This is a genomic window from Rhodoferax sp. P1_F3 (genome assembly GCF_056405715.1).
The window spans coordinates 430,214-454,244 of the sequence record NZ_JBFUBO010000002.1 but is presented as its reverse complement, the minus strand read 5'-3'; the positions used below and the strand labels follow the sequence as shown (position 1 = coordinate 454,244).

The window sequence follows — 24,031 nt, the reverse complement described above, 5'->3', positions numbered from 1 at the left end:
GCGCGCTTACTTGCGCTGGTCCCACTTGGGCATGGGCCACACCACCTCGCGCGAGGCCAGGTTGAAAGGCCACACCGTGTGGTACTTGCCGTCGATGATCTGCGTCAGGATGCCTTGGCCCAGGGTGTTCTGGCCGGTGGCATCGAACTTCACACCCTTCCAGGGCATGATGAGTTTGTTGCCCGGCATGTCGGTGGCCACTAGCGCCTGGCGGATGGCTTCAGGCTCGGTGGAGCCGGCGCGGTTGATCGCATCGGCCATCACCATCAGCCCGGTGAAGGTGCGCGAAGAGTTGCCGGTGAAGTTGATCTTGTAGCGACTGTTGAACAAATCGTTCACCTGCTTGATAAGCGGGTTGCGCGAGGCCAGGTCCAGCGCCCAGACTTCGCGGGTGATCACGTAGTCCGCGTCCTTGCCCAGGGTCTTGACGAAGTCGGTGTCGGTAAAGCCCGCGTTGTTCGCCAGAATCATGTCCGGCAAAAATCCCAATTCCTTGTAGGTCTTGATCGAGAGGATGGCATCGGCGGTATAGGACGACTGCAGTACCAGGTTCGGGTTGGCGGCCTTCAGCGTCTGCACCTCGGAGGTCAGCTGCGTGGTCTTGGCCGGGTACATCACCTGCTTAGCGATGTTGAGCTTGTACTCGGGGGCCAGCTTGGTCTGCAGCTTGGTGGTCTCGGTGCCCCACAGGCCGTTCTCGTTCAGGGAAGCCACCACGGCGGGCTTGATGCCCTTCTTGGCTTCCAGCTCCTTCAAAAACTCAAAGGCGTTGTGCACAAACAGGTCGTCATGCGGCGTGGTGCGGAAGAACCACTTGAAGTTGCGCTGCGTCAGCGATGCGGATGAAGACTCGGGGTTCAGAAAGGGCACACCGGCGCGCTCAGCAATCTGGCTGGCCGTGGCGGTCACGGCGCTGTTGTAGGCACCCACCAGGGCGACCACTTTTTCCTGGGTGATCAGGCGCTCGGCTTCCGACGCGCCAGTCTGCGGGTTGGCCTGGTGGTCGGCAAACACCAGCTTGATCTTCGCGCCCTTCAGGTTGGGCAGGCCCTTGCCGGCCGACAGCGGCAGCTCGGGCACGCCAGGCGCGCCGTTATTGATGATGTCAGCGGCCAGCTCCAGCGCACTGCGCAACTCGGCACCGACGGCCGCGCCAGGCCCGGTCAACGGGTACAGCACCCCGATCTTGACCTCTTGTTGCGCCTGCACGCCGATGCTGATGCCTGCGCCCAGCAACACCGCCGCCAAGCGGACTTTCATGGATCGTTTCATTCCAACACTCCTGGTAAAACATGATGATGTGATGACATGGGGCGGAGTGTGGCGGCTGCTAGCCGAGGTATCAAACGAGAAATTTTTCGCTTAAGCCATCGAATTTTTCGATGATAAGTATTAACCCTTATGCACCATTTTGTTTGTTTTGACAGCGGCCTTGCTGACCTTTTTGGTGCCTGCCGACCCCAGCGGTTTGCCGCCAGCGAAGACTACGGCCGACTTCACGAGAAGCTCCACGGTCGAAATTGTGGGGTCGGTGCGATAGCTCAAATAGATGGGCAAGGCCTTGAGTGGCGTGTCACACGAGAGCACCTTGAGCTTGGCGTAACCCGCCAGCCGTTGCACCGCGATGCGCGGCAGCAAGGCCACGCCAAACCCCCCTTGGACCAACTGGACCATGGCCGAGATGGAGGAAATAGCGTGCACCTTTTTGGGTTCCAGTCGGTGCTGGCGGAACAGGTCCTGCAGCGTGACATGGGGTTGCGAGCCCTTCTGGAAGGTCAATAGCTCCATGTCTGCCAGCTCTTCAAGGCGGTAATTTTTCTTTTTGTGCAGCGCAGGGTTGCCCACAAACACCATCTCCATGGAGGGCAATGTGTGATTTCGGACACCATCGTCCGATGCGGGCAGCGCGGCAAACACCATGTCCAGGGCACCGCGCTGGATCTGGTCGGTCAGGATGGGCGTGGTTTCCACGGTCAGCTCCAGCTCCAAGCCCGGGTGTTCGGTCCGCATCTTCTCCAACCAGGGGATCAGCCAGGAGTGCAGCACCGATTCAATGGCCCCAATGCGTAGGGCCACTGCCGTCACGGTGCCAGCACCCATCTCCGCCTTGGCGTCACGCTGCAGGGCAAGCAGCTTTTCGGAAAACACCAGGAATCGGGTACCGGCAGCGGTCAACCGAAACTGTTTGCCGCTACGGTCCAGCAGCAGCACGCCCAATTCATCCTCCAGTGTGGCTATGCGGCTGGACATGGCCGATTGGGTGAGAAACAGTTTTTCCGCCGCCAGGGTGATGCTCTTGAGCGCAGCGACCCAGTAAAAGGCTTCTACAAAACGCAGGTTCATGGGGTTCGCAGGGTTGGTTATGCACGTGCAGCTTGCCAATATAGTGGCAAGCGCCGTGAACCCCAGCGCGGCTAAGCGCCGTCGGGACTGCGTCGTGGCGCTTCCAAGGCTTGGGCCAGCTGCGCCGGATTCGGCAGCCCCTCGCTATCGCCCACAAACTGCACCACACGCGCACCAATGGCGTTGCCGCGCAGCGCCGCATCTGCCAGGCTCTGGCCGTCCAGCAGCGCGCTGAGCACGCCCACGGCAAAGCCGTCACCCGCCCCCACCGTGTCCACCACATGCGGCACCCGAAAGCCCGGCACCGTGGCACGCCCCGTGGCATCGGCCACATAAGCGCCGTGCGGGCCGAGCTTGATGACGACCTGCTTGGCGCCCCGGTCCAGGTACCAGCTGGCAACGTCCTGTGCCGTTGTCTGTCCGGTTAGCAGCTGGCCTTCGGAGAGGCCCGGCATGACCAAATCGGCCTGTGTGGCCCAGGCATTGAGGCCGGACACCATGGCGGTTTGCGAGGGCCACAGACGCGGCCGCAGATTCGGATCGAAGGACACGGCCGCACCTGCGGCCCGTGCCTGCTGCACCAGCGCCTGCACCAGCGCGCGCACGCTGTCCGACAAGGCCACGCTGATGCCCGTGAGGTGCAACCAGCGCAGGCCCTGCAGCCCCTCCGCAGGCACATCGTCCAGCCCCAAATGGCTGGCGGCCGAGCCTTGCCGGAAATAGGCAATCTGCGGGTCGCGTCCGTTGGGTTCACACGACTTGAGCATGAACCCCGTGGGGTGGCGGGCATCCGCCCGCACATGGCTGCGGTCTATGCCTTCGCGGTCCAGCGTGGCCAGCAGGTAGTCGCCAAACGGGTCTTTCCCGACCCGGCTTACATAGCCCACACGCCAGCCCAGGCGGGCCAGGCCCGTGGCCACATTCAGTTCGGCACCCGCGCTGGCCCGGCTGAAGTGCTCTACCGCTGCCAATGGTCCCGGCGTTTGCGCCACCAGCAAGGCCATGGCCTCACCCACGGTCAATACGTCGAACGCGCTCACATTACGGCCCCGAGCTGCCAGGGCACAAACTCGTTGTCGCCCAGGCCGTTGGCCTCGCTGCAGGTGGGCTGGCCAGACGCCGTGGCCAGCATGAGCTCGAACAGCCGCAGCCCGGCCTGGGCAATGGTTTGAGTGCCTTCCACCACGGTACCGGCGTCAAAGTCCATGTCCAGCCGCATGCGCTGGAACAGCGCTGAATGCGTGGCCAGCTTGAGCGAAGGCGTGGGCTTGCAACCGTAGGTAGAGCCACGCCCGGTGGTGAAGCAAATGAGGTTGGCGCCACCCGCCACCTGGCCCGTGGCAGACACCGGGTCGTAGCCCGGCGTGTCCATGAACACCAAGCCCTGCGCACGCACGGGCTGGGCGTATTCGTACACCGCCATCAGACCGGTGCTGCCCGCCTTGGCCACGGCGCCCAGCGACTTTTCCAGAATCGTGGTGATGCCTCCGGCCTTGTTGCCAGGCGAGGGGTTGTTGTTCATGTCGGCGCCGTGGGTTTGGGTATACGCCTCCCACCACTGTAGCCGTGCCATGAGCTGGTCGGCCACGGCTTTTGACGCCGCTCGGGCGGTCAGCAAGTGTTCGGCACCGTAGATTTCGGGGGTTTCCGACAGGATGGCCGTGCCGCCCTGGCGCACCAGCAGGTCGACCGCCGCGCCCAACACGGGGTTCGCACTGATGCCGGAGTAGCCGTCCGAGCCGCCGCACTGCAGACCCACTGTCAGGTGCCGGGCGCTGACCGGCTCGCGCGTGGCGCGGTTGGCAATCGGCAGCATTTGCTCCAGCAGTGCAATGCCCGCCGCAATGGCTTCGCGCGTGCCGCCCGCTTCCTGAATCTTCAACGTGGCAAACAGCCCTGGCGCCCGATCTGGAAGCCCCTGCACCAGGCCAGCCACCTGATTCACCTCGCAGCCCAACCCCATGACCAGCACGCCCGCAAAGTTGGGCTGGTCCGCATAGCCGCGCAACGTGCGGCGCAGTACGTCCATGCTTTCGCCGGTGCTCGCCATGCCACAGCCCTGACCGTGGGTGATGGCCACCACACCATCCACGTTCGGGAAAGCGCGCAACACCTCGGGCGTGAAATGCTGGGCGATGCGCTGGCACACCGTGGCTGAGCAGTTGACGCTGGACACCACGCCCAGGTAGTTGCGCGTGGCGACACGTCCATCTGACCGCACGATGCCCTGAAAAGTGGCCGGCTCGCCGCTGGGCACCACCGGCACGTAGGCACTGCCCGCGCCATGCTCGGCCTGCGACGCCACCATGGCCACGTTGTGCACATGCACATGCTCGCCCACGGCGATGTCACGCGTGGCGAGACCGATGGTCTGGCCGTATTTCAACACCCGTGCACCCTTGGCAATCGGCTGCAACGCCAGCTTGTGGCCAGCCGCAATGGCATCGCGCGCCACCAGAGCACTGCCCCCCACGTCAACCGGCTGGCCTGCCGCCAGCGGGTTGCGGGCCACACCCACGTTGTCAAGGTCACTCAGCTGAATCAGCAAGGGAATGGAGGGTGGCATGGAAGGCCTCAAATAGCTTAAATTGGTAAGGCCAGTGTAGCAAAACCCAAATTGGCCTGACCTACTGGAGCCCAAAACCATGAGAACGCCCGCAGTCGCGTAAACTGCCGCCACGCGGAGGACTCATGCTGGACCAACTCAAACAGGTCGACAACCGTCGGCTGTACCAACAAATTGCCGACCAGATACGCACCTTCATTGACAAGGGCAACTACACCCCCGGCGCGCGCCTGCCGCCCGAGCGAGATCTGGCCCAGCAGCTGGGCGTCTCGCGCCCCTCGGTGCGCGAAGCGCTGATTGCGCTAGAGATTGAGGGCAGCGTGGAGGTGCGCATGGGCGCCGGCGTGTACGTGTGCAGCGTGGCCCAGCGCAAGCCCCAGGCCCTGGCCACCATGGGCGAAAGCCCGATCGAACTCATGCAGGCCCGCGCCGCCATCGAAGGCACCGTCGTGCTACTGGCCTGTGCCAGAGCCACGCCCGAAGCGCTAGCGGCGCTGCGCCAGATTCTGGACAACATGCTGGCCGCCATGGCGCAAAACCGCTCGCCCTTGGTGTTTGACCGCCAGTTTCACCAGACCATTGCCGCCATGACTGGCAACGCCGTGCTGGAACGCCTGGTGGGCGAGTTGTTTGACGAACGCCATAGCCCCATTGCGGCGCGGCTCAGCGCGCACTCCGAATCCGGCCAGACCTGGGCCACCGCGCTGCAAGAGCACGAAGCCATCCTGCGCGCCCTGGAAAACCGCGACGTGCTGGCGGCGCAAACTGCCGTGCGCATGCACCTGCAGGCCTCGGAGCAACGATGGGTGGAAAACAACCGCCGCGAATGGTCCTGAGCTAAACCGCTACATCGACCCACCCACTGCCGTGGTCAGGCCTGTGCACTCGCGCAGGCCTTTTTTACGCCTTTTCGCGCCACTTTTCACCCAAAACCACGGGTAAATACCAATGCACCCACCCACCTTGGTAAGGCCAAATACACCGCATTGGGTCGGGTGGCCTTACCAATTTGCAGACTGCAAATCCTCCTCCTGTCCTGCGCCTTTGACCGCCTTCACAGGAGTTTGCATTGCTGCCATCCGTGTCCGACCCCGTCCGTCCCGACGCACCCAGCCCCACGGTGGCTGCGGGTGTGCTGCTGCGCCTGGAGGGCATTACCAAACGCTTCCCCGGTGTGCTGGCACTGGACGGTGTGAGCTTTGAGGTGCGACGTGGCGAGGTGCACGCGGTGTGCGGCGAGAACGGTGCCGGCAAGTCCACCCTGATGAAGGTCATCAGCGGCCAGTACCAGCCCGACGCCGGGGCTCTGCACTACCAAGGTGAGGTTTGCCAGTTCCAGTCCACCGCCGAATCCGAGGCCGTAGGCATTGCCATCATCCACCAGGAGCTGAACCTGGTGCCCCACCTCTCGGTGGCTGAAAACATCTTCCTGGCACGCGAACCCCGCAAGGGCTGGCTGATCGACCGCGCTGCGCTGCGCGGCAATGCCCAGCAGTGCCTGGACCGGCTGGGCGTGGACATTGCGCCAGGCGCGCTGGTCAAGACCCTGTCCGTGGCGCAACAGCAGATGGTGGAGATTGCCAAGGCACTGTCGCTGAACGCCCAGGTGCTGATCATGGACGAACCCACCTCCTCCCTCACTGAGTCGGAGACCGAGAAGCTGTTCGCCATCATCCACGAGCTCAAGCGCGCGGGCGTGGGCATCGTCTACATCTCGCACCGGCTGGACGAGCTGGCGCAGATCGTGGACCGCGTGACCGTGCTGCGCGATGGCCGCTATGTGAGCACCGACCGCTTTGCCGACACCAGCGTAGAGCAGATCGTGGCCAAGATGGTGGGGCGTTCGCTGGACGATGTATTTCCCAAGCGTAGCTCGGTGCCCACCACGGACGTGCTGCTGCGTGTGCAGGGACTGACGCGCCAGGGCGTGTTCCACGACGTGAGCTTCGAGCTGCGGCGTGGGGAGATTCTCGGCTTTGCAGGGCTCATGGGGGCGGGCCGCACCGAGGTGGCGCGTGCCATTTTTGGTGCCGATGCTATCGACGCGGGCCAGGTGTTTCTGGGGGACGAATTGCTCGCGATACGTTCACCCCGCGACGCGGTGCGCCACGGCCTGGCCTACCTGTCGGAAGACCGCAAGCACGACGGCCTGGCGCTGAAGATGACGGTGGCGCAAAACATCACGCTAGCCCGTATGGAAGCCGTCTCCAACGCTGCAGGGCTGATCCAGTTTGCCAAGGAGCAGGAAGCCGCACGCCACTACATCGAAGCGCTGGACATTCGCACGCCCAGCAGCGACCAAGTGGTGCGCCTGCTCTCGGGTGGCAACCAGCAAAAGCTGGTGATCAGCAAATGGTTATTCCGCGAATCGCGCGTGCTGTTTTTTGACGAGCCCACGCGTGGCATCGACGTGGGTGCCAAGTACGCCATTTACCAGCTGCTGGACCGCCTGGCCAGCCAGGGCATAGGCGTCGTGATGATCAGCTCCGAGCTGCCCGAAATCATGGGCATGACGGACCGCGTGGCGGTCTTTCACGAGGGCCGACTGGTCACCGTGCGCAACACCCGCGAAACCAGCCAGGAGGACGTCATGCACTACGCCTCGGGCCGCAGCGTGCCCTCTTCTTCCTGACGCCTCTCTTCTGACTTTCCCCGAGTAGACCTATGACCGAACAACAAAAAGACCTGTTCCAGAAATTTGCCGCGTTGGCCAGCTTGCTGGGCCTGATTGTGATTTTCTCTTTCACCAGCAATGCCTTCTTCAGCGTGGGCAACGGCATGACGGTGGCCTTGCAGGTGACCTCGATTGCCTACCTGGGCATTGCTGCTACCTGCGTGATCATCACCGGCGGCATTGACCTCTCGGTGGGCGCCATCCTCGCGCTAGCCGGCGTGGTAGCCGCCATGCTGGTGAAGGCCGGCGCACCTGTGCCCCTGGGCATGCTGGCCGGCCTGTTGGTCGGCGGCCTGTGCGGGCTCATCAACGGCCTGTGCGTGACCGTGCTCAAGCTGCCGCCCTTTATCGCCACGCTGGGCATGATGCTGGTGGCGCGCGGCGTAGCCTTGCAGATCACCGATGCGCGCGCCATTGGCGGCCTGGGCGACAGCTTTGCCGAGCTGGGCAACGGCACCCTGTTTCGCATTGCCAAGATTGGCGAAGACGGCTTTCCCGACGTGACCTTTGTCGGCATCCCCTACCCCGTGGTGCTCATGGTGGTGCTCGCCGTGGCAGTGTCCATCTTGCTGAACCGTGCCACGCTCGGGCGCCATCTCTATGCCATTGGCTCCAACATGGAAGCCGCACGCCTCTCGGGCGTGAACGTCAAGGGCGTGACGCTGTTTGCCTATGTACTGTCGGGCCTGCTGGCCGGGCTGACCGGCTGCGTGCTGATGTCACGCCTGGTAACCGCCCAACCCAGCGAAGGCCTGATGTACGAACTGGACGCGATTGCTGCCGCGGTGATCGGTGGCACCTCGCTCACCGGCGGTGTGGGCACCGTGTCGGGCACCGTGATTGGCGCGTTCGTGATCGGCATCCTGCGCAACGGTTTGAACATGGGTGGCGTCTCCGCCTTCACCCAACAAATTCTGATTGGCGTCGTCATCCTGCTCGCCGTGTGGATTGACCAGATGCGCCATCGCAAATGATCCCTACCGGCAGGGCTTACCGGGACTTCAAGAGACAACCTCCATAAACACTCACCCATGAGGAATGAAATGAAAAAACTCGTCACCACCCTGATTGCCTCCACCCTGGTCGTCGCATCGTCGATGGCCGCCGCTGCCGACAAGGAAATTGCCGTCATCGTCAAGACCGCTAACTCCGACTTCTGGCAAAACGTGAAGAAGGGCTCCGACGCCGCCGTGGGCGGACTCAAGGGCTACACCGCCACCTTCCAGGGCGCAGCCTCTGACACCGACCTGGCCGGGCAAGTCTCACTGGTGGAAAACGCCATCAACCGCAAAGTGGCCGGCATTGTGCTTGCGCCCTCCGACCCCGACGCCCTGATCCCCGCGATCAAAAAAGCCTGGGAAGCCAAGATCCCGGTCGTGCTGATTGACTCTGCCGCATCCGACGCAGGCAAGGCCTACTACCAGTCATTCCTGGCAACCGACAACAAGACTGCCGGCGAAATGTCCGCCAAGACATTGATCGACAAAATCGGTACCACCGGCAAGATCGCCATCATGTCGTACACCGCGGGCTCGGGCTCCGAAATCGGACGCGTGGGCGGCTTCACCGACTACATCAAGAAGCACTCCAAGCTGCAGATCGTCGGCCCCTTCTATTCCAACTCACAGATGGGCACGGCGCTGAACCAGACCACCGACGTATTGGCCGCCAACCCCGACCTGAAGGGCATCTTTGGTGCCAACGAACCCACCGCCATTGGCATGGGTCGCGCATTGGCCCAAGCCGGCAAGGCAGGCAAAGTCGTGGCCATCGGTTTTGACGGCAACTCGGACCTGCAAGGCTTCGTGAAGGACGGCACGATCGAAGCGATTGCCGTGCAAAGCGCCTTCGAGATGGGCAACCTGGGTGTGAAGACGGTGGCAGAAATCGTGGCCGGCAAGAAAGTGCCCGCCTTCCGCGACACTGGTGTGCTGATGGTCAACAAAAAGAACATCGACTCCCCCGCCGCCAAGAACGTTCTCTACTAACCTCTACCAACCCAAGGACACCTCCGGCACTGGCTGCCGGGGGATGGGCATATGCACACCACGGATTCCAAAACCCTCCCCCGCGTGGACCTGCGGCTGACCGCCCTGGGCCTGGGCTGCTCCCAGATGGGTGGCCTGTACCGGGCCACCAGCGCCCGCGAGGTGGAGGACGTCTTTGCCAGCGCCTGGGCAGCTGGCGTGCGCTACTTCGACACTGCGCCCTATTACGGCTACACCCGCTCCGAACACCGCTTGGGCGCCCAGCTGGCCGACTGCCCGCGCCACGAGTATGTGGTCAGCACTAAGGTGGGCCGCCTGCTGCGTCCCGATGCCAGCATCGCTCCCGGTGACGGTGGCTGGGCCAACCCCTATCCCTTCCGCCCGCACTACGACTACAGCTACAGCGGCGTGATGCGCTCGTTCGAGGACAGCCAGCAGCGACTGGGTCTGGCCCACATCGACATCCTGTATGTGCACGACATTGGCCGTGACACCCACGGCAACGCGCACCTGCCCTACTGGCAGCAGCTGACGCAGGGCGGAGGTTTTCGTGCCCTGGATGAACTGCGCCTCAGCGGCATGACGCGGGCCATAGGCCTGGGCGTGAACGAATGGCAGGTGGTGATGGACAGCATGCGGGAGTTCGATCTGGACTGCACCATGCTCGCCGGCCGCTACACCTTGCTGGAGCAGGAGAGCCTGAGCCCCTGTCTGGATGAATGCCTGCGCCGGGGCAACGCCATCGTGGCGGCGGGCCCGTTCAATTCCGGCGTGCTGGCCGGCAACACCAAGTTCAACTACGCTGAGGCACCACCGGCCGTGGTGGCGCGTGTGCAAGCCCTCGCACAAGTTTGTGAAGAATTCGACGTGCCTTTGCAGGCCGCGGCATTGCAGTTTCCGTTGGCCCACCCTGCGGTGGTGAGCTGCGTGACCGGCATCCGCACCGCCGCCCAGCTGCAACAAAACGTCGCCTGGCTGGAACAACCCATTCCTGCCGCCCTGTGGCAGGCGCTGCGTGACCGCGGGCTGGTCCACCCCGCGGCTCCCCTGCCTTTGTAATTTCCCAAGGACCCTTATGCTGACTGTCATCTGCGAAACCCCCGGCGTACTGCGCGCCATCGAAGGCGCCGCACCCACCCGCGCCGAGGACGAGGTGCTACTGCGCATCCGCCGCGTGGGCGTGTGCGGCACCGACCTGCACATCTTCACCGGCAACCAGCCTTACCTGGCCTATCCACGTGTCATGGGCCACGAGATTGCGGGCACCGTGGAGGAGGCTCCGACGGGCAGCGCGCTGCAACACGGTGACACCGTCTTCGTCATGCCCTACCTGTCGTGCGGGCAGTGCGTGGCCTGCCGTCAGGGCAAGACCAATTGCTGCGTCAACATCCAGGTACTGGGCGTGCACCGTGACGGCGCTTTCACCGAATACCTCAGTGTGCCCGCACAGTTTGTGCGCAAGGCCGAAGGTGTGTCATTGGACCAGGCAGCCATGGTGGAGTTTCTGGCCATTGGCGCCCACGCCGTGCGCCGCGCCGACGTGCAGCCCGGCCAGCGCGTGCTGGTGGTGGGCACAGGCCCCATCGGCATGGCCGCCCTGCTGTTTGCCGGCCTGCGGGGTGGCCGGGTCACGGCGTTGGACACGCGGGCCGAGCGGGTGGCGTTTTGCAAGCAGCACCTGGGTGCGCATGCGGGGGTGCTGATCGGTGACAACGACCTGGAGGAGTTGCGCGCATTGACCGAGGGAGATTTTTACGATGTCGTTTTTGACGCCACCGGCAACGCCCGGGCCATGGAGCGCGGCTTCCAGTTCATTGCCCATGGCGGCAAGTATGTGATGGTGTCGGTGGTGCGCGACAGCATCACGTTTTCCGACCCCGAATTCCACAAGCGCGAAGCCACGCTGCTGGGCAGCCGCAACGCCACCATGGAAGACTTCGAGACCGTGCTGGATGCCATGCGCGCAGGCCAGATTCCCACCACGGCGCTCAACACCCATCGCATGCCGCTGGCCGATGTACCCGCCCGGTTCGCTACGTTGTTAGACCCCACCCAAGGCGTGGTCAAGGCCTTGGTCGAGTGTTGAGGGGACCGGGTCAGTGAGTTATCCCATTCTCCAGTTCGGCACGGGGCGCTTCCTGCAGGCGCACGCAGACCTGTTCATCTCGCAGGCCCTGGCCCAAGGCGAGGCGCTGGGTGGCATTGCCGTCGTGCAGAGCACCGACAGCCCGCAGAGCAGCGCACGCGCAGCCGCACTGGCGCACGGCTACCGCGTGGAACTGCGTGGCGTGCAACAGGGCCAGCGCATCGAAGACACCGTGCAAGTGAACGCCGTGCAGGCCGTGTGGCACGCTCGCCATGACTGGGCACGGCTGCGCGAGGCCATGGCCACTACGGTACAAGTCATCATCTCCAACACCGCAGACACCGGCTTTTTGCTGGATGCCCGGGACACAGCCGCCCTGCTGCAAACGCCCGGCATCACGCCGTTTGCGTACCCCGCGAAACTGGTGGCCTTGCTCTACCACCGCTGGCAACACCAGCCCCAGGCGCCGCTTACGCTCTACCCCTGCGAACTGGTAAGCCGCAATGGCGACACACTGCGCGCCATCGTCAGCACACTGGCGCTGGAATGGGGAGCGGACCCCGCCTTCATCCACTACCTGCAGGCGCACTGCGTGTGGGTCAATTCGCTGGTGGACCGCATTGTGTCGTCCCCCCTGGAGCCGGCCGGCGCGGTGGCGGAACCCTATGCGCTCTGGGCTATAGAGCGCCAGCCGCGCATGGTGCTGCCCTGCACCCACCCGGCCCTCATCGTGACCGACCAGCTGGCGGCCTATGAGCAACGCAAGCTCTGGCTGCTGAACCTGGGCCACACCTTTTTGGCCGAGCGCTGGCAGCAGCTGAGCAGCCCGGCCGACATGACCGTGGTGCAGGCCATGCAGACACCCGCACTGCGCACGCCGCTGGAGGCGGTTTGGGCTGACGAAGTGCTGCCGGTGTTTGATGCGGAAGGCACGGGTGCCGAGGCCCGCACGTACCTGGAGGAGCTGCGCGACCGCCTGCTCAACCCGTTTCTGGAACACCGCCTGGCCGACATCGCCAAGAACCATGGCGAGAAGAAGCAGCGACGGCTGGCGCCTGTGGTGCAGCGCGCCGCAGAACTGCAGCTGCCCATCGCGCAAACCCAGCTGCGCAACGCGCTGGGTTTATAAGCCTTTCAGACCTCTAGCCCCCGTGGAATATGCGCGAGTAGCTCCTGAAACAATAGCAAATCTGCCTTGACTCAGGCCGCACCATCGGCCTGGGCCAGGCGCTCGCTCTTCCAGTACACATCGTCACCCGCGGTGCCATCGGTGCGGTAGCGGTTGAGCACACGCGCCAGCACAAACATCAGGTCCGACAGGCGGTTCAGGTACTGGCGCGGCGTGTCCTTCAGCGCCTCTTGCGCTTCCAGCGCCACTACGGCGCGTTCGGCGCGGCGCGCTACGGTGCGGCACACGTGGGCCTGCGCTGCGGCGCGCGTGCCGGCCGGCAGGATGAACTCCTGCAGCCGTGGCAAGTGCTCGTTGTGTTCGTCCAGCGCTTCGTCCAGCGCCAGCACGGCCTCGGGCTTGAGCAGCTCGTAGCCGGGAATAGACAGCTCGCCCCCCAGGTTGAAGAGCTGGTGCTGGATCTCGATCAGCAGCGTGCGCACGCCTTCGGGCATAGGCTCGCACAGCAGCAAGCCGATGTGGCTGTTGAGTTCGTCCACATCGCCCATGGCGTGCACGCGCAGACTGTCCTTGGATACGCGGGTGTTGTCACCCAGTCCCGTGGTGCCGTTGTCCCCGGTGCGGGTGGCGATTTGTGTGAGGCGGTTTCCCATGTCCAAACTCCTTGGTTGGCGCTATTGTCGCGCCAGCCAAGGGGGTTCGCACGTGGGGGGGGCTTACTTCTCGGCGATGAAGTTCACCTCTACACGGCGGTTGGGCAGCAGGCATTCGAGTTCCTCGGCCCGCGTCTTGAACTGGCCCTTGCAGGCCAAGACCTGCACGGTGTCGCCCTTCACTGCGGTGTGCAGCAGTGCGGCGTCTACGCCGGCATCCAGCAGGTACTGCTTCACCGTCTGCACACGGCGGGACGACAGGGCCTGGTTGTAGGCGGCATTGCCGGTGCGGTCGGCGTGGCCGATGAGCTGGATTTGCTGGAGCCGGGTACCGCTCTCGCGGGCACGGGCCAGCGCTTGATCGAGGCGATCCAGCGTCATCTTGCGCGCTTCGGACCGTTGATGGCGGTCATGGTTGAACAGCACATTGGCCTGGAACTCCAGGGCCTGCGGAGGCTTCACCGCAGGTGGCAGCACGGCCACCGCAGGAGCCACGGGTTTAGTCACGCAGGCCTGAGCCTCTTGCTCGGCCTGGGCCAGCAGGTCTTCGGCAATCTGGACATAGGGCTTGGCGTGGCGCCAGGCCTGCTGTTTGTGTTCATTGCCGGCATGCACCAGCTCCACCTCGGCGCAGGAAACGCGTTGTTCCACGCACTGGAAGCCGTCTCGCGTCTTCCAGTGTTCGGCGGCCTCCCACAGGTCGGGACGCAGCTTGTCGGCGCCATTGACCAGCGGGGTGTCCATGGGCAGCGGGCTGGCTTTTTGTTCCATCAGCGCAATCAGGCGCACCGATTGGTCCAGCGCCTCCTGGGGGAAGGCGCTGCGGTCATTGCGCGTGTACTCGTGGAACGACACGTCCAGCCAGCACTGGGCCTTGGACAGGTGGTAATCACGCACCCGGCGGCCCCCATCGTTCAGGGCCTTGATGCGGCCCTGCGTGGCTTCGTAGGTTTGGTAGTCCGCGTGAATGGCCGTGTCGCTGATGCGCTGCGCGGCAGGGTTCAGGGTTTGGGCCAGCGCCGCCAGCGGGCTGGCCGCCAAGAGGGTGCACAAGGCAAGGTTCAGGGGGATGCGATGGAGCTTCATGGTGTTTCTCTCTCAACTCAAGGGGTCCGGTCCAGCGTGCGGTTCACGCTGGGTTTGCTGCTGCGGAAAAGGTCTTCGTCAAACTTCCAGCGCAGGCGCAGGTAAATGCCCTGGCGGGTGTAGTCCGAACCGGACAGGTCGCGGTCGTAGAAGCCGCTCCAGTTCACCCCGGCCGACAACCAGAGGTTGGTGACCACCTGGTAGCCGACCTCGGCGCCTTGCGCCCACTGGGTGGCGTTGCCCTGCGGGCTGTACAGCGCATTGGCCATCAGGCCCACGCTCCATTGCTCGGTCACGTCGTAGGTGACACGCCCGCCCAGCAGGTAGGCCTCGTAGCTGTCGGACACGCCGCCCATGTCTTCCTTGACCCACTTGGCAGCGGCCCGGCCCGTCCACCACCAGGGGCGTGCGGGGTGGTAGTCCGCGTGGGTGGACACAATGTGGGCAGTGCGGTAGTTGCGCGGGGCCACGCTCTCGTCGCTTTCCACCTTGTACTCATAGCGCCCCAGCGCGTTGATGCGGTTGGTGTCGGTGTCGCGGTAGGCCGCACCGATCTGGAAGCGGTTTTGCAGCAGGTCGCCACGGTCCCGGTAGTCCGTGGCCAGCAGGTAGTTGCGTGCCAGCAGGGTCCAGTCGCGGTCCAGCTTGCGGGCCACGGCCACCGTGGTGAGGTAGGTGTCCGTGCCGGCCACCGTGGGAGTGGAGTCGGTGGTGCGCCATTCCAGGCGGCCCGAGACGCGCCACAGCGGGTTGGCCGACCAGTCGGCGCCACCCGTCAGGGCCGTGGCCCGCTGGCCGCTGCCCGACAGCACTTCCAACCGTTCGGCGCTGCTGCTCAGGCGCAGGCCTTCGGAGATGTCCCACACATTGCGCACGCCGGAGGCCAGCTCCATGTCCTGCGCGTTGACGGCATCGCGCACCCGGTATTCGCTGAACACCTGGCCACCGACCATGTAACCAGTCTCTATCCCTGCCACCAGCACATTGCTGTGGGCGGACGGGCTGATGGAGTACAGCGAAGACACACCCGTTTGCGACTCGGCACGTGCATAGGCCTTGGTACGCTCGGCCAGGCGATAGTCCACCCCCACAGCCTCGCGGTGGCGTTCGTAGCCATCTACACCCACTTCCACCTCGCCTCGCAGGTCCAGACGGTCAGTAGCGCGGAACAACAGGCCCAGCCGGGCCGAGGTGTTGTCCAGCGTCTGCGGCAGGCTGCTGCTGGCGCTGGTGGTGCCATAGGCCGTACCGTTAGTCACCACGGGCAAGCCGGTTTGCGGGTTGATGTTGCTGTTGCCATACCCGAAGAAGCCACCGCTGCCACCACTGGCCAACGAGCCGGAACTGGCGGCGCCCAGCGGGGCGGTGAGAGGCGTGAGAACGCTCAGGCCATTGCCGTTGCCACTGAGTTCCTCGTGCACGGTGCGCAGCCCCAGGTCCACCGTCAGCCGAGAGGTGGCCTTGACGCTCAAGCCCAGCTGACCGCCCTCGCGGCTGGCGCCGCTCACACGGTCTTCCGCGCGCAAGGCCTCGGCGTACACGCGCAGCGACTCGTTCACGTCCGCCTGCGCACGCACGCCCTTGTCCGAGCGCCCACCGGTGTAAGAAGCCGCCTGGTTGTTGAATTCAGCGTCGCTTTGGGCGGCAAAGGCACGCACGTCCCAGTCCTTGCCGGTGTGCTGCAGTTCCACGCGGGCCGCGTTGCCTGCGACCTCGCCCACCCGGGTAGACAGCGCCGGGGTGACATAGGTGTTGGCCCCGGTGCCGGTATTCACGGTGGAGGTAGTGCGTGCGACTTCGGCCACCAGGGTAGTCTTGTCGCCCAGCTTCACCTCCACGTTCGCACTGCCCAGCTGGAAGGGCGCCAGCGGGTTGCTGTCGTTGACCCAGGAGCCGCCCACTTCGACGTGGCTGTTCAGGCGCAGTTGCCCATCGCCACCGGTGAGCCAGAAGGCCTCGCCGCCCTGCTCCACCTCGTAGGTGATGCGCACAGACACCGGGTTCAGATTGGCATCCACCGAGGGAACGGGCTGGCTGAACAGAATGCGGCCCGAGAAGGGCTCGAAGGTGTAGTCAGAAAAACGCACCATGGGCGTGGCACTGAGGATCTGTGCGGGCTGGTTGCGGTTGCGGACCACCAGTTCCACCTTTTCGCTGTTCTGCACGCCGCTGCTGTTGGACACCGCATAGGGGCCCGACACACCACGGCCCGGAAACTCTTCAATCACCTGCTTGAGGTTGTCCTGCGAGGCATAGACATTGGCCACGTAGCGGTCCGTCTCGCCATGCAGACGCAGGCCGTTCAGGGTGCGGCTGAAGTTGCCCAGCTGGCGCTTGCTGAGGTTGGCCGTGCCACCACCGCCCGCCAGCTGTGAAAAGCCGGCGCCGGTGTTGAAGTCGCCAAACAGGGCGTAGTGTTTATTTTTGTCGATGCGCACATACAGGGTGCTGGTGGACTTGGCATCAAACCCGCGCATTGAAGCATCGCCGTACACCGGGTACATCTGCTCGGGCTGGATGTCGCGCAGCATGCGCTCGCGCGTGTCCTTGTCGGAGTCATAGGCGGCCGTCAACAGGTAGTCGCCTTTGACGCGGCCTTTCAGAAAAAACGCGGCACGGTAGGCGTAGCTGGACTTGCCGTCGTTGAACTGCTGCTCAAAGCGGCGAATCTCCTGCTCGAACACATCGCTGCTACGGCTTTGCGCCAGCTGCGAGCTGGCCATGCTGCCCAGGTTGATCACGCCCTCCACCACGCCGGCCGCCACCATCTCGCGGAGCTCGGGCAGAAAACTCACCACGCCACTGACCTCCTCACGCCCCGCGGTGATGCGCACCCGCACGTCCATGGGGTCGGCAGGCGCCAGCAGTGAGAACTCGGCCACGCCATTCTCCACTTTCAGCTGGGTGCCGGGGGTCACACGGTCTACGTCCATGCGGCCGGGGCCCAGTTCGTCTGTGCGGCCGCCGGGCAGCTGCAGGCGGCCACCGGTGGTTTCCAGCGTCACAAAGTTCACGCCCTGCACCACGGCGCCCTCTGTGTTGAGCAAGCGCAGAGTGAACTTGACCGGCGTCTGGCCATCGGCGGGCACACCGTTGCGGTCCAGCTCCACCACCATGCGCGCCACATTGGCGTTGCTGGCGTAGTTGGCGGGCCCCACGGTCTGCGCAAACACCGACGCGCCGGGGGTAGCCACGACCTGCGCCTGGGCCGAGGTGGCACCCAGGGCCTGTACCACGGCCAGGGCGAGCATGGAACTGCGAAACATGGGTAAACCAGTCAAATGGGATGGGGACTTAAGGCAGGACACGGGCACCTCCTGCAGATTCAGGCTGTTGGTTCATCGGCAAAAGAGGCACGGGCACATTCAGTTCGTGGTCGGTCTGGGGCACCACCGGGGCATCTGTCTGCACCGGGTAGCGGGGCTTGACGGCCGGCTGGTTGGCGCTGTCGGTGGCTTGCTGGGGTGCCAGCGCGGGCTGGCTGTCAAAACGCAGCGGCAGGCCACCCGTTTTTTCTACCTGCGGTACCGCGACCTCACCCTGGGCACGGCGGGCCTTGACCTGTTCCAGCACGCTGTTGGAACAGCTGCCTTCAATGAAGTCGGCGCGGTGCAGCTCGCCGAACTTCAGGTCCAGGAACAGGCTGCCTGCATCGCCTGCGTTGCGGTTGCTGGAGGTGGTCAACCGACTGCCGCGTGGCAGCGTGGTCTTGTCTACCGTCAGCACGTGGGTGCGGGGCGGCAAGTTGCACATGCTGTACTTGCCCTCGGAGTCCGAGATTAGGTAGGTGCCGTCCTGCATGTACAGGCGCACGCCGGGCACGCCCAGTTCTTCCGGGTCCTGCAGGTGGTTGCCGTTGCAGTCCACAAACACCTTGCCGAGCACACAGGCCTCGGTGGTGAAGACACCACCGGTCACGCGCACCTTCCACTGCGCCACGTTGGACGCCATGCTGCCGGAAAACGCTTGCGCACGGTTGATGCCAGTGCCCTGCTGGGAACCCACGGCCACACGCACCCGGTAGGTCAGCAGCACCGAGCTGTTGGCCGCCAGGTTGCCAATCGAATAGGTCAGTGCGGGACCCACACCACCGGCAGGGTCTGCCACTTTGGTGCCCGCCAGCGTGCTAGTGCCAGCGATGTAGCGAAAGCCTGCGGGCAAGCCGTCCACCACACGCACGTTGTTGAGCACACCGGAGCTTCGGTTGAACACTTGCACCGTGTACTGCAGGCTGTCGCCCAGCTCTACCGTGCTGGTGGAGCCAGACTTGGCCACGACCAGCACATTGGCGGCGGAGGGGTCCAGTGGAATGTGGTTGTTCAGCAGATTGGCAGAGAACGGTGCGGCCGCAGCCGTGATGGACAGGCTGAACCAGTACTGCGTGTTGTTCACCGGAAAGCCAGTGGTACTTGCCGGGCAGGCCGCGGGGTTGTGCGAGGCAATGCCCACGGCGGGCGCCGTATTCAGGGGCTGCACCAAGGCCGGGTTGGGGCCTACGGCGGTGGTGTTGACGGTCAGCGTGTTCGTGCATACCGGGATCAACGATGACGGTGCCTGCACATAGCCCGCGGGGTAGGTGGTGATGCCCAGGGTGTAGGTGCCATTGGGCGCACCCGGCACCAGTAGAAACTGGTAGCGGCCGTCGGCACCGGTGGTGACCGATGCGATGCCCCCCACCAGGTGAATGGCCGGATTAAACCCTCCAGGGCCCGACACCGTCACCACAGCACCAGCCACAGGCTGGCGCGAGAGAGCGTCGTACACCACACCTGCGGGGTCCAACGGCAGGCTTTGCTCAACGATGTTGTCGCCCGCCACCAGGGTCAGGTTGTTCAGGGTGCCGTCGGTGTTCTGCGCACCGGCGGGGTTGCCCGCGCCCTGGGTGCCCGAGGTGTAGGCCGTGCCCTGTTCGTTGGGCACCGCGCTGCCCCATATCGCACCGGTGGTGGGGTGGCGAAAGCGCACCTGGTAACCCGACCCGGGCACCAGGCCTGGGAAGCTGTATTGGCCTGACGCGCTGGTGAGCTGGCTGGCCACCACCACACCGCTCTTCAGCAGTTCCACCGTCCAGGAGGCTTGCGGCAGGTCATCGGGGCCGGGCACGTAGCGGCGGTCGTGGTCTTTGTCTAACCAAACCCGGCCGCTGAGGCTGGCTGTGGAACCGCCGATGGCCACCTCGCCCAGGTTGTAGCCCGTGCCATGGGTTCCGGCCACCGAGAGGTTGACCGTGAAGCGATCGTTCACATGGGCGCCGATTTCACCGGCAGAGCCCAGCTGGTCGCCACCATCGGTGTAGGCCGCGGGTTGGGTTTCCACCACGGTGTAGCCCGCACCATCGGAAGGCGGCAGCACCGGGTAGGACCAGCTGCCGTCAGCCGCGGTGGTGACCACGCATGTCACCACGGTGCAGACGTTGACGCCCGTAGACGTGAGGCCCGACAGCGTCATGGTGACACCCCCGATGCCAGGCTCACCCGCATCCAGTTGGCCGTTTACCGTGACGTTGTCGACAAACACCTTGCCAGACAGCGACACCCCGATTTCGCCAAAGTTGTACCCAGTGGCTGTAGTGTTGCCAGGCAATACGACCTTGAACTGGTCATTCGCTGGCGTACTGCTGCCTGCCACACTGCCCACGGTTTCCAGGCCGTCGCCGTAGCCGGCAGGCTGGGTTTCGGTGATGGTGTAGCCAGTGGCATCCGCGGGCGAGAGGTTGTCGAACAGGTAGGTGCCATCAGCGGCCGTGGTGGCAGGCGTGTTCACCACGTTGCCGTACAGGTCGGTGCCCGTCAGCGTCACGGTGACGGCGGGGATGCCACCCTCACCGGCGTTGATGGCGCCGTTGTTGTTCTTGTCGGAATAGACGGTACCCGCCAGCGACGACTTTTGCACAGCCAGCACCGGGTTGTTGCACACCGTCGTGTTGTTGGCGGTCGCCGGGTCCACTTCACTGGTGGTGACGTTGGCGCAGTTTTGCGTGGTGCCGCCTACGGGCATGGCCGTCATGCGCACCGGCACTGTCAGGGTCACCGTGGCACTGGCTGCCAGCACACCAAAGTTGCACGTCAGGTCCTGACCGGCAGTGGCACAGGTGCCGCTGCCACCGCTGCTCTTGGTCCACGAAGGCGTGGCACCGAAAAAGGCCATGCCCGTGGGCAGCGTATCGGTCAACGAAGTGACCTGGCTCACGCCCGGGCCGTTGTTGGTGGCGGTCAGGGTCCAGACAAACGGCTGGCGCAGCTGCACTGGGTTGGCCGAAGGCACCTTGGTCAACGTGATGTCGGCACGTACGCGCACCGAGGTGGTTTCGGCTTCGCTGTTGTTCGCCGCATTCGAATCGGTTTCGTTGGTGAACACTGTGGCATTGGTGTTCAGCGTGTCACCGTTGGGTGCTGGGGCACTGCCCACGCGGAACACCAGGTAGCGGTTGACGGACGCGTTGGCCGCTAGTTCGCTGCTGGTGCCGGTGTAGGTACAGGTCAAGGTCAGCGTGGCCGGGCCGGTGACCGAGTTGCCCACGTTGTTGCAGATGCTGCCGGCCACGGTGCCACTGGGGTTGGCAGCGGCCACGCCAGCGGCGCTACCGTCGCCCCGGAAGGTAACGGTTTTGCCCGCTGGGGGTGTCATGGTGTACGTGAAGCCCAGCCCGGTGGCCAGTGAGGCCCCGCGGTTGGTGATACGCGACAGGTAGGTGATGTCGTTGTTGCTCAGGGTCACCGCGTCGTAGCCCAGCGGGTCCACGTTGTCGGTGTTGTTGATCAGCGCATCCAGCTGGGCCGCATCCACATGCAGGGTTGCGCTCTGGCTGTTGTTGCCGTTGTCGGTGCCTGCGCTGTTTTCCGGGGTGGTGGTGGAGATGGTGGCCGTGTTGGTGATGTCCCAGGTCACACCGGCCACCTGACCGGTTTTCCAGTTGGGGCGAATGACCACGTCCACCGAACGGGACTCGCCATTGGTCATGCTGGCGCGGGTGCAGGTCAGCGTGTGGTTGCCCGTGCCATAGCTCGTCCCCGCCGTCAGGCCGGAACAAGATATGCCGCTGCCACTGGCCGAGATGAAGGTAAAACCCGGATCGCCCGCGCCCACGGTGAACACATCGGCCACCGAGATGGTCTGCGCCGTGTCCGGCCCGCTGTTCTGGAAGTTCAGTGCATAGGTGACGTTGGTGCCGGCCAGTGCAGTCTGGGTGCCCACATTGGTGGCCGAGGTGATGGTCTTGCTGACCATACGCACGTCGGCAATGGGGTCGATGGTCACGCTCACCAAGGCGGTGTTGTCCGCACGGTTGGGGTCGCCCTGGGTGCTGGAGAAGGCCGACGCCGTGGTGGCGGCGCCGGAGTAGGTGCCCGCCGTCATGGCCCGGTCTACGGGAATGCTGAAGGTCAGCAGATCACCGGGCTCCAGCAGCGTGCCACCGGTTTGTGTGCAGGTGACGGTACCGCCCGCGCTGGTCACGCAGTTGAAGGTGGCGTTAGAGCCGTGGGTGAAGCTGGGCACCATGGCCACCACGGGCGCGGCCGTAGTGCCGGTGATGAAACCCGGAATCGCGAAAGTGACCACCACGTCCTGCGCCGCAATCGGCGAGGCCAGCTGGTTGGTCAGGCCCAAGGTGTAGGTCAGCGTGGTCTCGTTGAATTCCAGCGTGGTGGCCGTTCCACCCACGGTGGTGGCGGTGTTGGTCAACACCAGGTCCGGCGAATTGGCCGTGGCAGTGACCGCCACAGTGGCGGGGATGGGGCCGTTGTTGGCACCGTTCCAGTCCCCTGGGCAGGCTCCGGTGATACACGCAACCGTCGCGTTGTTGGTGGCATTGCCCGCCGCCACCGCCGTGGTCAGGATGGTGAGGCGGTTGGCACCGCTCTGCGTCACTCCCGCGTTGAGGGTGGCGTTGTAGGTGCAGGTGACGTTGGGCGACGCGAACACGCAGGCCCAATTGGTGCCGGAAAATCCGGCATAGGTTTCCTTGCTAATGTCCAGAACATCGGTCACCTCGATCACGCCGGATGGGGCTTGCTGCGGCCCCGCATTGCTGACCGCGAGGATGCTGGTGATGGTGCCGCCCACGGCTACGGGGTTGGGCGACTTGGTCTTGGTCAACGACAGGTCCACCCCGTTGGGTGCCACCGTCAGGTTAACCTGGGCCGTGTTGTTACCAGCCACCGGGTCGCTGGGCGAGCCAGCGCGCGGGGCAATGGTGGCGGTGATGTTGTTGTAGACCGTGGAGGAGCCCACCACCGGTGGGGTGGCCACAATTTGCAGCGTATTGCTGCGGCCACTGGCATAGCTACCGGTGTTGCTGCAGGTGACAAGGTTGGCACCATCCACGGTGCAGGCACCCCAGCCAGTGGCGCTGCCACTGCTGACCGACGACGACACGAACGTGAAGCCAACGGGCAACTGGTAGGTCACGTCCAGACCCGCGGTGGCGGCGCTGGATCCCAGGTTGCTGGGGTTCAGGCTGAAGGTGACGTTCTGGCCTTCAATGCCGGGCGTGGGTGATGGTGCGCCCTGGGTGATGCGCAGGTCGGCACCGGGGTCCACCTGGATGCTTTTGGTGGGGCCGTTGTTGCTCGCATCCGGGTCGCTGACCACAAGGGAACTGATGTCGGCACCGAGCAGGATGTTGCCGGAGGACACGCCTGAGACGGTGGTTACCAGGTTCAAACCGGCAAAGCTGGCGCCCGAGGCCAAGGCACTGCGCGAGCAGGTCACCACCACGGGGCTGCCCGCAGTGGAACAGCTGAATCCGCCGCCACTGGCAGACACATACGTGAAGCTGCTGGGCAGCGTGATCTGGACGCGCACGCTGCTCGCGTCGTTGGGGCCGTTGTTGCCACCGTCCACGGTCCAGGTGACATTGGCACCGCCCTGCACGGGGTCTGGCGCGCCATTGAGGGTAGCGTACAAATCGGCACCATCGTCGATGGTGGTGTTCTGCGTCAGGCTGTTGTTGGTGGGGTTGGTGTCGGTGTCCGAGGTGGTGACCGCCACCGAAGGGTTGATGGTGTTCACGGTGGAGCCGGTGGTCTTGAGCACCATGGCAATGGTGCGCACTGGTCCGCCTGCCGCAGAGCCTGCCAGCGTGGCGTAGGTACAGGTCACGGTGCCTGCGGCCTCGCTGCAGGCACCCGGCACAGCGGCGTCACTGACCGACACAAAGGCGGTGTTGGCCGGCAGCACCGATGTGACCACCACGTTGTTCGCCGTGGCGGCGGCGTTGTTCTCCACCTTGATGGTGTAGGTGATGTTGCCCCCGCGCACGGCGGGATCGGGGGTATCGGTGAACTGCGATACCTGGAGGTCCACGTTGGCGGCATGCACCAATCCCGCACTGGCTACACCCAGCACGGCCAGCGCCAAACGTTGGAGCACGCGTTGTGTCGAGAACTGCTTGAAATTCGTCACGGCTTACTTTCCCTGAGGCCTGTTTATTCAGGCAATCAACAACCATGAATGCTATTTATTTGATAGCATCACACGATGAAGGCGCGAGGTTATCAGCGATG

At 64.4% G+C, this 24,031-nt stretch carries 15 protein-coding genes; 7 read left to right on the top strand and 8 right to left on the bottom strand.

Going from position 1 to position 24,031, the window contains the following annotated elements; translation table 11 throughout:
- Positions 1 to 6: 6 nt before the first annotated feature.
- The 4 genes from AC1DZ5_RS04790 to AC1DZ5_RS04775 form a co-directional block, all read right to left on the bottom strand.
- The gene (locus AC1DZ5_RS04790; protein WP_477886600.1) at positions 7 to 1,272 is read right to left on the bottom strand and encodes an ABC transporter substrate-binding protein; all 1,266 of its coding nucleotides are present in this window, start codon (positions 1,270 to 1,272) and stop codon (positions 7 to 9) included.
- Between the two features lie 120 nt (positions 1,273 to 1,392).
- Positions 1,393 to 2,343, bottom strand: coding sequence for a LysR family transcriptional regulator (locus tag AC1DZ5_RS04785; RefSeq protein WP_477886598.1), 951 nt, complete (start codon positions 2,341 to 2,343; stop codon positions 1,393 to 1,395).
- A 71-nt stretch (positions 2,344 to 2,414) separates the two neighbouring features.
- A complete protein-coding gene (locus AC1DZ5_RS04780) occupies positions 2,415 to 3,383 on the bottom strand; it encodes a sugar kinase (protein ID WP_477886596.1) in 969 nt (322 codons plus the stop codon).
- On the bottom strand, positions 3,380 to 4,909 hold the full coding sequence (locus tag AC1DZ5_RS04775) for a UxaA family hydrolase (RefSeq protein ID WP_477886594.1): 1,530 nt from the start codon (positions 4,907 to 4,909) through the stop codon (positions 3,380 to 3,382). The genes AC1DZ5_RS04780 and AC1DZ5_RS04775 overlap by 4 nt, the downstream gene beginning before the upstream one ends.
- Before the next feature lie 125 nt (positions 4,910 to 5,034).
- Between AC1DZ5_RS04775 and AC1DZ5_RS04770 the strand changes: the two genes are divergently transcribed.
- The 7 genes from AC1DZ5_RS04770 to AC1DZ5_RS04740 all read left to right on the top strand — a co-directional run bounded on the left by AC1DZ5_RS04770 (position 5,035) and on the right by AC1DZ5_RS04740 (position 12,786).
- Positions 5,035 to 5,745, top strand: coding sequence for a FadR/GntR family transcriptional regulator (locus tag AC1DZ5_RS04770; RefSeq protein WP_477886592.1), 711 nt, complete (start codon positions 5,035 to 5,037; stop codon positions 5,743 to 5,745).
- Positions 5,746 to 5,990: 245 nt separating this feature from the next.
- Positions 5,991 to 7,541 (top strand): sugar ABC transporter ATP-binding protein, encoded by a 1,551-nt coding sequence (locus AC1DZ5_RS04765; protein WP_477886589.1) that lies wholly within the window; start codon positions 5,991 to 5,993, stop codon positions 7,539 to 7,541.
- A gap of 32 nt (positions 7,542 to 7,573) precedes the next feature.
- Positions 7,574 to 8,557 (top strand): ABC transporter permease, encoded by a 984-nt coding sequence (locus AC1DZ5_RS04760; RefSeq protein ID WP_477886587.1) that lies wholly within the window; start codon positions 7,574 to 7,576, stop codon positions 8,555 to 8,557.
- Between the two features lie 69 nt (positions 8,558 to 8,626).
- On the top strand, positions 8,627 to 9,571 hold the full coding sequence (locus AC1DZ5_RS04755; RefSeq protein ID WP_477886585.1) for a substrate-binding domain-containing protein: 945 nt from the start codon (positions 8,627 to 8,629) through the stop codon (positions 9,569 to 9,571).
- Positions 9,572 to 9,622: 51 nt separating this feature from the next.
- Complete coding sequence (locus AC1DZ5_RS04750) at positions 9,623 to 10,630, top strand: aldo/keto reductase (RefSeq protein WP_477886583.1); 1,008 nt, start codon at positions 9,623 to 9,625, stop codon at positions 10,628 to 10,630.
- Positions 10,631 to 10,646: 16 nt separating this feature from the next.
- The gene (locus tag AC1DZ5_RS04745; RefSeq protein ID WP_477886581.1) at positions 10,647 to 11,657 is read left to right on the top strand and encodes a zinc-binding alcohol dehydrogenase family protein; all 1,011 of its coding nucleotides are present in this window, start codon (positions 10,647 to 10,649) and stop codon (positions 11,655 to 11,657) included.
- Between the two features lie 13 nt (positions 11,658 to 11,670).
- Positions 11,671 to 12,786: a mannitol dehydrogenase family protein gene (locus AC1DZ5_RS04740; RefSeq protein WP_477886579.1), complete on the top strand. Its 1,116-nt coding sequence runs from the start codon at positions 11,671 to 11,673 to the stop codon at positions 12,784 to 12,786.
- Between the two features lie 71 nt (positions 12,787 to 12,857).
- Here the strand turns inward: AC1DZ5_RS04740 and AC1DZ5_RS04735 are convergent, their stop codons facing one another.
- The 4 genes from AC1DZ5_RS04735 to AC1DZ5_RS04720 all read right to left on the bottom strand — a co-directional run bounded on the left by AC1DZ5_RS04735 (position 12,858) and on the right by AC1DZ5_RS04720 (position 23,930).
- A complete protein-coding gene (locus tag AC1DZ5_RS04735; RefSeq protein WP_477886577.1) occupies positions 12,858 to 13,439 on the bottom strand; it encodes a cob(I)yrinic acid a,c-diamide adenosyltransferase in 582 nt (193 codons plus the stop codon).
- A 63-nt stretch (positions 13,440 to 13,502) separates the two neighbouring features.
- Positions 13,503 to 14,525 (bottom strand): OmpA family protein, encoded by a 1,023-nt coding sequence (locus tag AC1DZ5_RS04730; protein ID WP_477886575.1) that lies wholly within the window; start codon positions 14,523 to 14,525, stop codon positions 13,503 to 13,505.
- Positions 14,526 to 14,542: 17 nt separating this feature from the next.
- Positions 14,543 to 17,791 (bottom strand): hypothetical protein, encoded by a 3,249-nt coding sequence (locus AC1DZ5_RS04725; protein WP_477886572.1) that lies wholly within the window; start codon positions 17,789 to 17,791, stop codon positions 14,543 to 14,545.
- Positions 17,792 to 17,819: 28 nt separating this feature from the next.
- On the bottom strand, positions 17,820 to 23,930 hold the full coding sequence (locus AC1DZ5_RS04720; protein WP_477886570.1) for an SdrD B-like domain-containing protein: 6,111 nt from the start codon (positions 23,928 to 23,930) through the stop codon (positions 17,820 to 17,822).
- Between the last annotated feature and the right edge of the window lie 101 nt (positions 23,931 to 24,031).

What these genes read in the sequence shown, in the direction of transcription:
- AC1DZ5_RS04725 (WP_477886572.1), bottom strand. Translation starts at nt 17,791, where the DNA reads ATGTTTCGCAGTTCCATGCTCGCCCTGGCCGTGGTACAGGCCCTGGGT.
- AC1DZ5_RS04735 (WP_477886577.1), bottom strand. Translation starts at nt 13,439, where the DNA reads ATGGGAAACCGCCTCACACAAATCGCCACCCGCACCGGGGACAACGGC.
- AC1DZ5_RS04760 (WP_477886587.1), top strand. Translation starts at nt 7,574, where the DNA reads ATGACCGAACAACAAAAAGACCTGTTCCAGAAATTTGCCGCGTTGGCC.
- AC1DZ5_RS04745 (WP_477886581.1), top strand. Translation starts at nt 10,647, where the DNA reads ATGCTGACTGTCATCTGCGAAACCCCCGGCGTACTGCGCGCCATCGAA.
- AC1DZ5_RS04750 (WP_477886583.1), top strand. Translation starts at nt 9,623, where the DNA reads ATGCACACCACGGATTCCAAAACCCTCCCCCGCGTGGACCTGCGGCTG.
- AC1DZ5_RS04755 (WP_477886585.1), top strand. Translation starts at nt 8,627, where the DNA reads ATGAAAAAACTCGTCACCACCCTGATTGCCTCCACCCTGGTCGTCGCA.
- AC1DZ5_RS04770 (WP_477886592.1), top strand. Translation starts at nt 5,035, where the DNA reads ATGCTGGACCAACTCAAACAGGTCGACAACCGTCGGCTGTACCAACAA.
- AC1DZ5_RS04790 (WP_477886600.1), bottom strand. Translation starts at nt 1,272, where the DNA reads ATGAAACGATCCATGAAAGTCCGCTTGGCGGCGGTGTTGCTGGGCGCA.
- AC1DZ5_RS04730 (WP_477886575.1), bottom strand. Translation starts at nt 14,525, where the DNA reads ATGAAGCTCCATCGCATCCCCCTGAACCTTGCCTTGTGCACCCTCTTG.
- AC1DZ5_RS04775 (WP_477886594.1), bottom strand. Translation starts at nt 4,909, where the DNA reads ATGCCACCCTCCATTCCCTTGCTGATTCAGCTGAGTGACCTTGACAAC.
- AC1DZ5_RS04785 (WP_477886598.1), bottom strand. Translation starts at nt 2,343, where the DNA reads ATGAACCTGCGTTTTGTAGAAGCCTTTTACTGGGTCGCTGCGCTCAAG.